The organism is Clostridium sp. ZBS2 (assembly GCF_023845855.1).
Taxonomy (GTDB): Bacteria; Bacillota; Clostridia; order Clostridiales; family Clostridiaceae; genus Clostridium; species Clostridium aquiflavi.
The window spans coordinates 1-14,119 of the sequence record NZ_JAMQIF010000004.1 but is presented as its reverse complement, the minus strand read 5'-3'; the positions used below and the strand labels follow the sequence as shown (position 1 = coordinate 14,119).

Below are 14,119 nucleotides of genomic sequence, written 5' to 3'. Positions count from 1 at the left end.
ATTATAATGTAGTTTTTTATCTTTTGAAATTTTATCTATATTTGCTTACACCTGTACAATACAGAAATCAACTTTTAGTTACTTATCCATGTCCTTGAAATAGAAACTACTTTATAAACTCAATACGCTTATGACAATTTCTATATTAAAATTTCTTTCTCTAAATAGAATGAATATAGATATTTTTTATCAACTTTCTTTCCTGTCATTTTAAATATTGCTTCACTATAATATAATAATTGACTTTTATATTTTTCTTTAAATTCTTTTTCATTTTCTACATAATCTGTTTTGTAATCCAACAAAATTATTTCATCATCACATTTAAAGAAACAATCTATTATACCTTGTAATCTTATTTTTTCATTAGCGTACTTTTGTGGTAAAGATTCGTCTAATTCTAAACTACTTATTTCAGTATAGAATGGAACTTCTCTATAAACTTTGCCACCCTTATTATATACATCAAGGATTTTCTTACCTAAATTGCTTTTAAAGAAACTTAATATCTTATATGGATTAATTGAGCTATATTCTTCCTGTAATATAAACTCCTCATCATATAAGTTGTTTAGCTGTCCCTTTATTTCTTCTAATGTTCCAACTTTACTAAAATCTATTTTTTTCATTGCAAAATGGATAGCTGTTCCTCTTTCTGCTGCTGATATTCCTTTTTCTTCTTGAAGAAATTTAGGAGTTATTATATCTTTATTTTTATTATCCTCTTCTTCTAAATCAAATATCTCAAGGGTATCAATATTATCGTCCATATTTCTTCTTTTTAAATCAGACACAGATATATTACTAGTAAGCTTAGTTGATTCTTTAAATTCATACTCATAACCTAATCTTCTATAAACTTCACTTTTAACCTTTTTATTTACATCTTTATCTAAAATTGAAATTTTAATATCCTCTTCCTCTTGATTTTCATCTAGTTCATCATACATATCTAATTCATGTTTGTTCCATATGTTGATTCTCCATCTTGATAAGTCATCTTTACACATTTCACTAGAAAATCCTAATTTCTTTCTAAGGATTTCACCATCTTTATGCTTGCATAAAGCCATACCAATCCAATCTAAATACGATTTACCTTTTGATATCTCATAAGGTAATACAACATCCTTATCTAAAACTGCTGAGTTAATCCACTTTTCAATAGATTTTTCTGCATTTCTTACTGCTCCTGTTATAATTAATTTTTCCTTAGCTCTAGTAAATGCAACATATAGTACTCTCATTTCTTCAGATAATGTTTCTAATTTCATTCTTTTTTTAATTGCTTCTTTAGGTAAAGTTGTAATACTAGTTCTATTTTCTAAATTAATATATTCAGGACCTAATCCTAATTCTTCATGATAAAGTATCTTATTATTTAAATCCATTAAGTTAAAATTCTTACCACATCCAGCTAAAAACACAACTGGGAATTCTAACCCCTTACTTTTATGAATACTCATAATTCTAACAACATCTTCATTTTCACCTAAAATCTTGGCACTTCCCATATCACCTGATGATTTAGTTAATTTATTTATGAAATTAATAAAATTAAATAGTCCTTTAAAACTAGTATCTGAAAACTGTCTTGCTCTTTGAAATAGTATCTTTAAATTTGCTTGTCTTAGAACTCCATTTGGCATTGCACCTACATATCCATAATAAGCTGTATCCATGTATAAATACCAAATAAATTCATCTATAGGCATATATATTGATTTTTTTCTCCATTTATCAATGCTAGTTAATATATATTCACATTTTTCTTGAAGTTCTTTTGAAATTAATTTTTCCTCAGTAATCTTAATTATATTTTCATAAAAATACTTTTCTTTATCTATAAGTCTAATATCACTAAGTTCCTCTGCACTTAATCCTATAATAGGTGAAATCAATAATGAAAGCATTGGTACATCTTGCATAGGATTATCTATTACTTTTAATAATGACATAATGGTCCTTATTTCAATTGATTCAAAATATCCTGATCCTGTATCCGCATAGACTGGTATCCCTGCTAATCCTAATTCATCTAATAGCACTTCTGACCAGTTTTTAGTTGCTCTTAATAGAATTACTATATCCTTATATTTTAAGTCTCTATATTCACCTGTATCTTTATCAAGCACTTTAAACTTACTTCCATCTTTTTTAGAAATCAATTCATTGATTCTCTTTACTATAATTCTTGCTTCTAAATTTACGTCACCGATTTCTTCTTCTTCCACCTGTAATTTAGAGTCATCATTTTCTTCTTTATTATCACTTCTATCTAAAATATGAACCTCAATTGGACCACCAATTATATCATCATCATTTTTCTTTTCAGGATAACTTGCACCTAAATTTAAAGCTTCAACATCAGTATATTCTAATTCACCTACAGTCTTAGACATAACTGATTTAAATATATAATTAACACCATTTATAACTTCTTCTCTGCTTCTAAAGTTTTTATAAAGTTGAATTTTTCTATTAATTCCTTTATCCAATGAATAGCTATTATATTTATCAATAAATAGTTCTGGTTTTGCTTGCCTAAATTTATATATACTTTGTTTTACATCACCAACCATAAATACATTAGGAATATCAGAGTTTTTTCTTGATACTAATTCTATTATTGCTTCTTGAACATTATTAGAATCTTGGTATTCATCTACAAGTACCTCTTCAAAATAATCTTTAAACTTTTGTGCTATTGTTGATGGTACTATTTGATTTTCCTCATTCTCCTCAATTAAAATCTTTAAACATAAATGTTCTAAATCATTAAAATCTAATATATTCTTTTCTTTCTTCTTAGCATTAAATCTATCTATAAATTCTGAAGTAAGCTGTGTTAATTGATTTATATATGGATAAGATTTTATTATATTATCAAGCATTTTATCTGGAGATGCTATAAAAGTTCCCTCAATTAATGCTGATATTTTCTTTTTAACTTGATCTCTAATTTGCTTAACTAGATTTTGTATATTTTCATCACTTACAGTATTCTTCTTGATAGTCTTTAATCTATTAAAAGTTATTAAACTTAATGAATTATATAAGTCATTTAAACTAGATTCAACATTATTATAAGCATTAACTATTAAATCTAACTCACTGCTAAATCCCTCAAAATAAGGTTCCAATCCATCAGTTTCATTTATTAATTCAACTGCCTTTTGCATCATTTTTATATATCCATCTAGTTCTATTTTTATACTTTCTTTTAATACACTTACCCACTTACTTTCATCTAACTCTTGTAATGTTTTTATATCAAAATCCTCTGAAGCATCCTTTAGCCATTTTTTAGGCCATGGTCCTGCCATTGTAAAATTATATAAGCTTAAAACTAATTCTTTTAACGCATTATCACTTTTATAACTACTAAATGCCTCAATAAATTTTATAAATTCCTGATTTTCTTCATCATACTTATCATCAAATAATTCATCTATTATTTCCATCTTTAAAAGTATACCTTCTGTTTGATCACATATTCTAAAAGATGGATCTAAGTCTATCTTATGAAAATTATTTTTTATTACACCTAAACAAAAAGAATGAATAGTCATAATGTTAGACCTATTTAATAAAGTCAATTGCTTTTGAAGGTTTTTAGAAGTTGGAGTTTCATCTAATTTTTTTGATATGGCATTAGCTATTCTTTCTCTCATCTCAGCAGCTGCTGCACTTGTAAATGTAACAACTAAAAGTTTATCAATATCTATAGGATTTTCTTCATTTGTAATTATTTTTATAATTCTTTCTACCAATACGGCTGTTTTTCCAGAACCTGCTGCTGCTGCAACTAATAGATTACAATCTCTTGTTGTAATAGCACTTAGCTGTTCCTCAGTCCATTTTGTTCCACTCATAAATTAATATCTCCTATCTAAATAGCTAATTTTCTTTTTTATCATCACTTAATTCATCCCTTATGTTATTCCAAATTTCATCCTTGGATTTTTTCATTATAATTTTATATTTATTATCTTCTATGCTACTATCGAATTGGCATATAGATGAGAAATCACAAAATTCACAATGACTACCATCAGAATCCTTTGTTGGCTGAATCTTTATGTCTCCACATAACATATCTTCACATAAATCAATCATTTTCTTATTTACATACTCTCTAAGTAAATTAAATTGTTCTTCAGTCACTACTTCGCTACCAGCTTTAAAATCGCCATCTTTCTTCAATGCAGCTGGAATAACTAATGAATACCCATCTGTTTCAATACCTCTATCCATAGCTTTAACCACTTTAGCATCTTTTAATATTAATCCATTCATCTTTAAATTACTTAAAACTTCTTTTTCTAATTCTTCAGTAGTTATGTCGCCTTTAGTTTTTATTATAGGGTCATCAACTCTGAAATATAGTACTGCTCCAGGTAAGGCTTGTTTTTTTAATATATACTCAGAGTTTTTTAGTAATGCATCTAAATAAACCAACAATTGCATTTGAAGCCCATAATAAAATTGATTTAAATCAAAATGTTTATTTCCTGTTTTATAATCTACAATTCTGAGATACGTACTTCCTTCTAAATCTAAAGTATCTATTCTATCAATTCTTCCATTTAAATATACCTTTTCGTTAGATGGCAACTCTAGCACAATAGCTTCTCCGTCATTATAACTTCCAAAAGAAAATTCATTATTAAATACCTCAAATTCCCCTCTTCTCATTTGTTCTGATATAACAGATACTGATTTAGATATAACTCTCTTAAATCTCTTTGAAAAGTACTTATATTTATTAGTGCTATTTAATATAGATCCGCTATCTTCTTTTAACTTAGTATCAATTAATTCAGACACTATATTTTTGCACTTTACCATATCAAGATCTGACCACGCAATCTTTTCTTTCTTTACTTTATTAGTAAATGAATCTAAAATATCATGTACAAATGATCCTAAATCAGGTGGAGTAAATTCATATACCTTACGATTTTTAGCCTTCAATCCATATTGAATGAAATATGAAAATGGACATTCTGCATACTTCTCCAATCTAGACACACTAAAGGATAACTTTCCTAAATCATTTTTATAAAGGGAAAGTAATTTATTTCTAGACACCTTTTCTCCTGTGTTAGAATATCTAAGCCCTTTAAATGTATTTTCTATTTTCCATTTAAAATCTTCATTTTCTTTAAACCAATTATATACTTCTCCCCAATACTCCTCATCTATCTCTTCATCCTCTAGCTCTCTTCTTAATGCAAATATTAATTCATTAAAAGTTGGTATTGGAGAAATAACTTTATTAAAATGATCATTTCTTTTGCTTAAATCATATAAAGAACTTTCCTCAACTAAATTAGGCAATATTTTCTTTATTCTGGATATTATTATAGATGGTCTTAAAGATTTACCTTCAAAGTCTGCCATAGGATATGATAGCATTAAATATTCACTGGCGATTGTTAATGCCGTATACACTACAAACTGCTCCTCAAAAGCTTTGCTTCTACCATCAGCTGCTAATACTACTCCAAACTCTTTAAGTTCAATTCTATCTCTATCTGATAGAATTCCCTCGTCTTTATGTGCAGCTGGCAATATCCCATCATTAATTCCAACTATATATAATGCCTTTACTTCTCTACCTTTTATTCTAGCTATATCTCCAACATTAACTTGGTCTAAAGCTACTGGTATAACACCTATTTCTTCATTTTCAAAACCAGAATTTAATATTTTAAAAAATTCAAAAGTATCTACTACATCAGATCCCATAACTTCTACAGCTTGATCTAATATATCTATTACTATAGATTCAACTTGTTTATATTCCTTCACCTTATCTTCTAGCTTTAATTCTTCAAATTTAATAATCCACTCATCTATTCTTTCAAAAGCTTTAACACTTAATAAAAACTCATATAGAGCTTTACATATATCTCTAACATTATGTTTACCTTCTATTAATTTATGGAATGATATAAGAGAATTTCTCACCTCTTCCATCACATTGAATATAGTGAGTTCTTCTTCAGTAGCACTATTTTCTATGCTTATATTTTTAAGTTTTTTAATCTCTTCTTCATTCCATTTATAACTCTTTATTCCATGTTCTAATACAAAGTTTTCTAATCTATCAATATCATAAGTATTAAAGCCTGTTAATCCGCTCTTTAAGTATTTAAATACACTTTCGTATGACCAATTTTTTAATAAAACTTCAAATGCAGAAGTTATTAAAATAATTAATGGGTTATTTAATAATTTTATTTTTTGATCCATAAAAAATGGTATTTCATAATCATTAAAAATAACAGAAATTATCTTGTTATAGTCCTCTATATTTCTGCACACCACAGATATATCTCTAAATCTATAATTTCTATCCCTTACTAATCTAATTATATCCTGAGCTACTTTTTCAATTTCATCATAGGTGTTATTTGCTTTGTATAATCTTACATCCTTATTTTTTCCCTTATAAGATTTAAATGGATATGTTATACAATACTTTTCTATATGAGCTAACTGTTCACTATTTTTAAATCTATATGGTAATTTAGAATTTAAATTAATAGGATTTAAATAACCTATATTATTTTCCTCCATTAACTTTAACAACCTATTTTCTGTATTTTCAATACTACTAAATACATTAGTTATATCTTCAACATCACTATTTTCTACTTTATCCATACAAAAAGTTATGTTAACCACTGATGTCTTAGAAAGTATCCTTATAATCTCTAATTGTTGAGGAGTAAATGTTGTAAATTCATCTATCCAAATTTCGCTATTTGCATAAATGTTATTATCTAACAACTTTTTAGCTAATAAAGTAAGCTCATCATCAGTATCTATATAAGAGCTGTGCATTTTTACATTAAACTCCTCGTATATTAAAGATAATTCTCTTATCTTTTCAACTAATTCATTATCATCTATTTTATCTGTTAAATCTTTTAAAGCATCTATATCTATATTATATTTTTTAAATTCAGTAATTAATTCAGATATTATATTATTAAAGCCTTGTTCTCTAGACATTTTTTTAAAATAGCTTAAATCATCTATCTTTTCATTTAATACTTTGTTAATTAACATATGCTTACCAGTGTCTTTTATAATTTGTTTTACTCTTCCACCACATTCTTCAAATACCTTTTGACACATAGTTCTAAAGCTCAATACATGAGTATTTAAAAATGCTCTTTCACCTATATTATTTAAAACCTTATTTTCAGTAGTAAAAGTATACTGTTCTGGAACTAATAATATTATTTTCTTTTCTTTATCTAAATCTATTAACTTTTTTATCTGATTTATACAAAATGAACTCTTTCCACTACCTGCTCTTCCATAAATAAACCTTATACTCATAATTACTCCTATATTTTTATTTAATAATTTATAAAGCCCTCTGTTTTTTTAGAATGCCCATAATTATTATGTCTGTATACTTTCCATCTATATAATATATAGCTTTTCTTATTTTCTCTTCAATAAACCCACACTTCTTATAACATTTTATAGCTCTTATATTTTCTGCCGCAACCTCTAATTGTATTCTTTTTGCATTTAAATCATCAAACAAATACTTAATTAATGTCTTTATAGAATCCTCACCATACCCTCTGTTCCAATATTTTTTTCCTATAGTAATACCTATTGAATAAACATTGTTGCAATAATCATTTGGTTTATAAGTCATAAATCCTACTAAAACATTCTTCTTATTAATTATACTTACTGCTTTTCTTTTACATATGCTAACATTACTTGAATCTTCATCAATATGAATTTTTTTATCAATATCTAACATCTCATCATTATATTTTTTTACCTCATAATCGTTAGATAAATCAGATAATCGTTTAATATCGCTAGCTTGCATTAATCTCAAATAAACTTTTTCCCCTTTAAGCATAGTTCACCTTCTTAAGAATTACTTATATTATTATTATACTATCTCTAATAAAAATGCTGCATCATATTTGCAAATATTACTATCTAAATTCAAAAAAATATTTATAATCTATTTCTAACTTAAAATTAGAAAGTTAATTAATCCTGCAAATTATATAAACTCTATAATTTTATACAACAAAAAAACACCTAGTAAAAATACTAGGTGTTTTGGCGGAGAATCCGGGATTTGAACCCGGGCGCCAGTTGCCCGACCTACGCCCTTAGCAGGGGCGCCTCTTCAGCCACTTGAGTAATTCTCCATGTGCCTTCTAAATTAATTTTTATATAAAATTAATGGCGGAGAGATAGGGATTCGAACCCTAGGTACGCTCACACGCACGCCGGTTTTCAAGACCGGTGCCTTAAACCAACTCGACCATCTCTCCACAACTTACGAAGTTTATTATAACAACTAATATTTAATATGTCAATATAATTAAAAAAATTTAGTTATGATTTTTTAATTAAGTATAATTATATCTAATATAACGTAATCGATTTTTTATTCTTTAGGTTTTACTTCTTAATCCTTAAAAAATATATATTTAGAAATAACGTTGTTATTTCAACCTAAATTGTCAATTGTTCATTGTCAATTCAAAAATATATCCATAACCTTAAATTTCATCAGCCTTTCAAGCTTTAAAATTCTATAATTTCCTATACATAAAAAAACATCTAGTAAAAATACTAGATGTTTTGGCGGAGAATCCGGGATTTGAACCCGGGCGCCAGTTGCCCGACCTACGCCCTTAGCAGGGGCGCCTCTTCAGCCACTTGAGTAATTCTCCATGTGCCTTCTAAATAATTCTATATAAAAAAAAAGTGGCGGAGAGATAGGGATTCGAACCCTAGGTACGCTCACACGCACGCCGGTTTTCAAGACCGGTGCCTTAAACCAACTCGACCATCTCTCCGTGACTACATGAGTTATTATATCAACATATATATACTCTGTCAACATAATTTATTAAAAAATTTTATATTTTTATATAAATTATAATTTATGAATTTATACATCCCTCTAAATAATCTATTTTACTACATTTCATTAATTTATTAGATCTAAAATAAGCTTTATATGCTATCTTTATAATTATTTTACACTTGTAAAAACAGAATTTATTATAAGTTATAATATTAAACTAAAAACTTAATACTATTATAATGACTAATTTTTATTATAAAAATTTCATTCAATAAAAAGTAGCCTACATCAACTTACCGTGTCAATATAGACTACTTTATAATCTATCTTAAATTAATTATTTTATAAAATCTACGTTCATAAATCTTTTTATTGCTTCTGGAATTTCAACTGTTCCATCTTCTTTTTGGTAGTTTTCTAGTACTGCTGCTACAGTTCTACCTATCGCAACACCTGAGCCATTTAAAGTATGGATAAACTTAGGTTTATCTTTTGGTGTTTCTCTATATTTTATATTAGCTCTTCTAGCTTGGAAATCTTCAAAGTTAGAACAACTTGAAATTTCTACATATCTATTATAACTTGGCATCCAAACTTCTATATCGTATTTTAATGCTGCAGTAAATCCTAAATCACCTTTGCATATTCTAACTATTCTATAAGGTAATCCTAATCCTTGTAAAACTGATTCAGCATCTTCTACTAATTTATCTAATTCAGCATAAGAATCTTCTGGTTTACAGAACTTAACTAATTCTACTTTATTGAATTGATGTTGTCTTACAAGGCCTCTAGTATCTCTACCAGCTGATCCTGCTTCTGCTCTAAAACAAGCTGAATATGCTGCATGTTTTATTGGTAAAATATCACCACTTAAAACTTCATTTCTATACATATTTGTAACTGGTACTTCTGCTGTTGGTATTAAGAAGTATCCATTATTTTCTACTTTAAATGCATCTTCTTCAAATTTAGGTAATTGACCAGTTCCTGTCATACTATCTCTATTAACCATGTAAGGTGGTAATATTTCAGTATATCCATTTTCAGTAGTGTGTTTATCTAGGAAATAGTTTATTATTGATCTTTCTAATCTAGCTCCTAATCCCTTGTATACTGTAAATCTAGATCCAGCTACCTTTCCACCTCTTTCAAAGTCTAAGATATTAAGATCAGTTCCTAAATCCCAGTGAGCTTTAGGTTCGAAATTAAATTTAGTAGGTTCTCCCCATTTTTTAATTTCAACATTATCTTCATCAGTTTCTCCATCTGGAACTTCTGGATTTGGAATATTAGGGATTCTAAGCATTATGTATTCTATTCTCTCATTTATCTCATTTACTCTAGTATCGAAATTTTTAATTTCTTCTCCTAGTTTTCTCATATCATTCATTATTTCAGTAACATCTTCGCCAGCTTTTTTTAACTTAGGTATTTCTGCTGAAACTTGATTTCTTTTACTCTTTAAGCTTTCAACTTCAACTAATATTTTTCTTCTTTCTTCATCTAAAGTTACAATTTCATCTATAACTGCTACGTTAAAATCTTCTCCTCTATTTGATAATAATTTCTTTATTTCTTCTGGATTATTTCTTATTCTCTTTAAATCTAACATTATTATTCTCTCCTTTTAATTTTTTATATAAAAAAAGAGCCTTTCTCCCCTATAAAAGGGACGAAAAACTCCGCGTTGCCACCCTAATTAATAACATAAATGTTATTCACTCTAAAATTTAACGATATTACCGTACTGCTTAAATCACAGTCCCTCAAAGGTGGATTCACAATACATGAATATTAGTTTACACCAACCACTAACTCTCTAAAAATCATGATATTACTACTAGCCTTATCTAAGGTTTACATATTAACTTGTATTAAATATATTATATTAAAATGCTTATATTTGTCAATATATTATAAGTTTTTTTATATATTATTATCAATTTTTTTAGTACATATAATATCTATTCCCGTATTCATTATGTTTTTACATATTATATCACCAATATCTATAGGTGCACTAACATAAATTCTACTGAGAACTTTTGAAAATTCCCTCCATAATTCCTTTTCTATAGGATTATTGCTTTTTACAGAAACAACTTTATGATTGGGGCTTCCTTTTACTCTAACTAAACTAGTAAAAATATCCTTACTGCTCATAAATACATCTCCTAAATTCTATATTTCCTTAAATTCCTTAATTCTACTAGATACTATATTTGAATCTTTAGAGTCTTCCACTATATCTAAAATATTTTTATCCATTTCTCTTGCTAATATTTTTATTATCTTTATATCGCAATAAGCTCCATTACAATTTCCTCTACCAATACCAGTACGTCTCTTTACACCTTCAACAGTACGAGCACCTAAAGGTCTTCTAATACTATCAATTATTTCACCTTCAGATATATTGTTGCACACACACACTATATTACCATATCTTTTATCTAAAGAAATAACTTCATTTCTTTCTTCATTTGATAAATTCTTAAATCTATATACTTCTCTTCTTTTATCTATATAATCTTTTTTTCTAATAATATTTAAATTATCCTTTAAAGTATTTTTTATCTTAAGGGCAATAGCTGGGGCAATAGTAATTTTACCATAGTGAGTTCCTGTAATCTTTATATATCCATTATCTAACTTACTATCATCTATTATCATTATATCTTTATTATATACTTCTGCAAACATATTACTCACAAAATCCTTTTTACCTTCAGGAAATATACTTGCAGACATATCAATTCCCTCTTCTAAAGATAAAATATGATTACTTTTTATTCCTATTAAATTACCATTTTGTAATTTAGGATTATTTATAACAAAAGTCGTATCATCTATATCGTCTATAAGAATTGTTTTTAATTTGTCTTCTGATTTATTTTCAAACATTATATAGTTCATATTTTTATAATCATATTCCTCTTGAATATGATTAAAAGATATTTCATCAGGTATTGTATTAACTACAACTTTACAAGTAAACTTATTTTTATTAGTAGTTACCTTGAAACCACTAACAAGACTTTGAATATCAATTACTTCTTCTTCTAATTTAAAGTTTACTCCATTATCAGCAGCAACTTCAGCATAAGATATCGCTAGATCATATGGAGAAATAACTGCTACATTTTCAGAATATAGTGCCTTATTAACTTCTATATTTAAGTTAGGCTCAATCTTATAAAGAAGTTCTTTATCATTCTCTATTAAATGAACACCTTCTATATCTCTTTTTTTAGCTCTTCTATACATAATGTCTAATTTATAATCTTGATTATTATTAGATGTTATTCTCAAAGCTCCTGTTTTTTCATATGATACATTAAACTTTTTGCAATGTTCTTCAATTAATCTTCTACCTATGCTTTCAAGCCTTGCCATCATATCATTAGAAGTTTCTGACCCATCATAAATAACAGCTGTATTTATGAAAGATATGTCATCTGCTACATCATAATCCTTTTCTATTAATGCTATATTAATATTATATTTTGATAATTGATAAGCTACAGCACATCCTACTATACCTCCACCTAAAATAAGTACGTCATAATCCATATATACTTTCCTCCTAATCAGATACTATAAATCCATTTTCTTTTAATTCATTTATAATACTATTTATATCTTCTTGAGTATCTGCTGATATAGTATGAATGTGTACACCATTAGTTAACACAGATAACAATCTACCTTCTTGCTTCTTATATTTTTCTGCAAATTTATTTAACTCATTATAATTCTTAATCATTAACATCCCTCTTATTTCTCCATACAAAGGATGCTCTACTATAACATCTTCAATAGTACCACCATACTTAATAACTATACTCATTTCATTAATTAACTCTTCTTCTTTATGATTTACAGCTATTATAGCTTTTATTTTATTTAATTCCTTATTAATAATATATCCATCAGGAGTAGCCATTATATTATTTCCTTTAGCTCTAAGTATAGCTATATCTCTTACTATTATTTGTCTTGTTACTCCATATTTCTTTGCTATTTCAATTCCTTTTAGTGGAATTTTGCTTTGAATTAAACTTTTAAGTATGTTTTCTCTTCTCTCAATAGAATTCATAAGATTTTACCCTCCATAGTTTAATTATGTTTACTTAAACTTAATTTCTACTATCACATATATTTAATATCTTTAAATATAAATTATATTCAATTAATTCTAAATTTTTATGATGATTTTCTATGCAATACAATATTTCCTTATCTTTAAAGTTTATATTTTCTAATAATTCTTTACCAATTGCAGGATGATTATAATATTTAGTTATTCTACCATATTTATTATACTTTAAAAAGTTACCCATAGTAACTTTATTTATAATTACTACTGTCCCTTTTTCAATTATATTTAATGAAATTTTCACCTTACCTATATCATGTAACAATGCACATTTAGCCATTTTAAATTCATCTACAGTATCATAATCTTTTCCCATAAGAATTGCTTCTTTGCATACTCTAAATGAATGAATTCTGTCCGGTTTACTTAATTTCATAAATAAATTTTTTTCTTCTATACTTAAATATCTATTTATAAAATCAATATCATCATCTTCAAAGTAAGATAGCACCCCTAAAATAAATTGTTTTATTCTATATAACATAATTTGTTTCTCCTAATAAAAGTTAGATACTTTTAATTATAACAAAAAAAGCTATGAATTAACTTCATAGCTTTTAAATAAATGGTGGAGATAAAGAGATTCGAACTCTTGACCCCCTGCGTGCAAGGCAGGTGCTCTCCCAACTGAGCTATACCCCCAAAATGGTGGACCTTCAGGGACTCGAACCCCGGACCTACCGGTTATGAGCCGGTTGCTCTAACCAACTGAGCTAAAGATCCCTTACCTGGCAACGTCCTAATCTCCCACACAGTCTCCCGTGCAGTACCTTCGGCGCTATAGATCTTAACTGTCCTGTTCGGAATGGAAAGGAGTGTTACTTCTATGCCATCATCACCAGATTCGGATTGAAAGAAAGTTCTTTCAAAAATGCACATAAAATGTATATAACAATTATTTTTTTGGCAAGCCCTCGACCTATTAGTATCAGTCAGCTAAATATGTTGCCACACTTACACCTCTGGCCTATCAACCCTGTAGTCTTTAAGGGGGCTTACTAGCTTACGCTATGGGAAATCTCATCTTGAAGGAGGCTTCACGCTTAGATGCTTTTAGCGTTTATCCCGTCCCGGCCTTGCCC

Annotated in this window: 8 protein-coding genes, 6 tRNA genes, 2 rRNA genes and 1 other annotated feature; all 16 genes read right to left on the bottom strand. The window is 27.6% G+C overall.

The features are described from left to right. Window positions 1-140: 140 nt before the first annotated feature. Window positions 141-3,875: a helicase-exonuclease AddAB subunit AddA gene (gene addA, locus NG918_RS01375; protein ID WP_252224154.1), complete on the bottom strand. Its 3,735-nt coding sequence runs from the start codon at window positions 3,873-3,875 to the stop codon at window positions 141-143. 25 nt (window positions 3,876-3,900) lie between these two features. Then, window positions 3,901-7,359, bottom strand: a complete 3,459-nt coding sequence (gene addB, locus NG918_RS01370; RefSeq protein WP_252224152.1) for a helicase-exonuclease AddAB subunit AddB — start codon at window positions 7,357-7,359, stop codon at window positions 3,901-3,903. A 28-nt stretch (window positions 7,360-7,387) separates the two neighbouring features. Beyond that, window positions 7,388-7,906, bottom strand: a complete 519-nt coding sequence (locus NG918_RS01365; protein ID WP_252215870.1) for a GNAT family N-acetyltransferase — start codon at window positions 7,904-7,906, stop codon at window positions 7,388-7,390. A 210-nt stretch (window positions 7,907-8,116) separates the two neighbouring features. Continuing rightward, window positions 8,117-8,207, bottom strand: a tRNA-Ser gene (locus NG918_RS01360). Window positions 8,208-8,242: 35 nt separating this feature from the next. Beyond that, a tRNA-Ser gene (locus NG918_RS01355) sits at window positions 8,243-8,333 on the bottom strand. Between the two features lie 314 nt (window positions 8,334-8,647). After that, a tRNA-Ser gene (locus tag NG918_RS01350) sits at window positions 8,648-8,738 on the bottom strand. Between the two features lie 35 nt (window positions 8,739-8,773). After that, window positions 8,774-8,864, bottom strand: a tRNA-Ser gene (locus NG918_RS01345). Window positions 8,865-9,212: 348 nt separating this feature from the next. Then, window positions 9,213-10,490, bottom strand: coding sequence for a serine--tRNA ligase (gene serS, locus NG918_RS01340; RefSeq protein ID WP_252224150.1), 1,278 nt, complete (start codon window positions 10,488-10,490; stop codon window positions 9,213-9,215). 53 nt (window positions 10,491-10,543) lie between these two features. After that, window positions 10,544-10,740 (bottom strand) — a binding site (T-box leader). Window positions 10,741-10,804: 64 nt separating this feature from the next. Next, window positions 10,805-11,041 (bottom strand): DUF1667 domain-containing protein, encoded by a 237-nt coding sequence (locus NG918_RS01335; RefSeq protein WP_252215872.1) that lies wholly within the window; start codon window positions 11,039-11,041, stop codon window positions 10,805-10,807. 18 nt (window positions 11,042-11,059) lie between these two features. Continuing rightward, window positions 11,060-12,451, bottom strand: coding sequence for an NAD(P)/FAD-dependent oxidoreductase (locus NG918_RS01330; protein WP_252224148.1), 1,392 nt, complete (start codon window positions 12,449-12,451; stop codon window positions 11,060-11,062). Window positions 12,452-12,464: 13 nt separating this feature from the next. Next, a complete protein-coding gene (locus NG918_RS01325; protein WP_252224146.1) occupies window positions 12,465-12,977 on the bottom strand; it encodes a transcription repressor NadR in 513 nt (170 codons plus the stop codon). 40 nt (window positions 12,978-13,017) lie between these two features. Further along, window positions 13,018-13,521 (bottom strand): HD domain-containing protein, encoded by a 504-nt coding sequence (locus NG918_RS01320; protein WP_252224144.1) that lies wholly within the window; start codon window positions 13,519-13,521, stop codon window positions 13,018-13,020. 82 nt (window positions 13,522-13,603) lie between these two features. Next, window positions 13,604-13,679: transfer RNA gene (locus NG918_RS01315), tRNA-Ala, on the bottom strand. 4 nt (window positions 13,680-13,683) lie between these two features. After that, window positions 13,684-13,760, bottom strand: a tRNA-Ile gene (locus NG918_RS01310). Between the two features lie 3 nt (window positions 13,761-13,763). Continuing rightward, window positions 13,764-13,880: ribosomal RNA gene (gene rrf, locus NG918_RS01305) — 5S ribosomal RNA — on the bottom strand. 59 nt (window positions 13,881-13,939) lie between these two features. Next, a 23S ribosomal RNA gene (locus NG918_RS01300) occupies window positions 13,940-14,119 on the bottom strand; the annotation flags it as partial.

Bases quoted from the DNA above. Each gene is read 5' to 3' on its own strand.
- addA (WP_252224154.1), bottom strand. From the start codon at position 3,875: ATGAGTGGAACAAAATGGACTGAGGAACAGCTAAGTGCTATTACAACA.
- addB (WP_252224152.1), bottom strand. From the start codon at position 7,359: ATGAGTATAAGGTTTATTTATGGAAGAGCAGGTAGTGGAAAGAGTTCA.
- NG918_RS01365 (WP_252215870.1), bottom strand. From the start codon at position 7,906: ATGCTTAAAGGGGAAAAAGTTTATTTGAGATTAATGCAAGCTAGCGAT.
- serS (WP_252224150.1), bottom strand. From the start codon at position 10,490: ATGTTAGATTTAAAGAGAATAAGAAATAATCCAGAAGAAATAAAGAAA.
- NG918_RS01335 (WP_252215872.1), bottom strand. From the start codon at position 11,041: ATGAGCAGTAAGGATATTTTTACTAGTTTAGTTAGAGTAAAAGGAAGC.
- NG918_RS01330 (WP_252224148.1), bottom strand. From the start codon at position 12,451: ATGGATTATGACGTACTTATTTTAGGTGGAGGTATAGTAGGATGTGCT.
- NG918_RS01325 (WP_252224146.1), bottom strand. From the start codon at position 12,977: ATGAATTCTATTGAGAGAAGAGAAAACATACTTAAAAGTTTAATTCAA.
- NG918_RS01320 (WP_252224144.1), bottom strand. From the start codon at position 13,521: ATGTTATATAGAATAAAACAATTTATTTTAGGGGTGCTATCTTACTTT.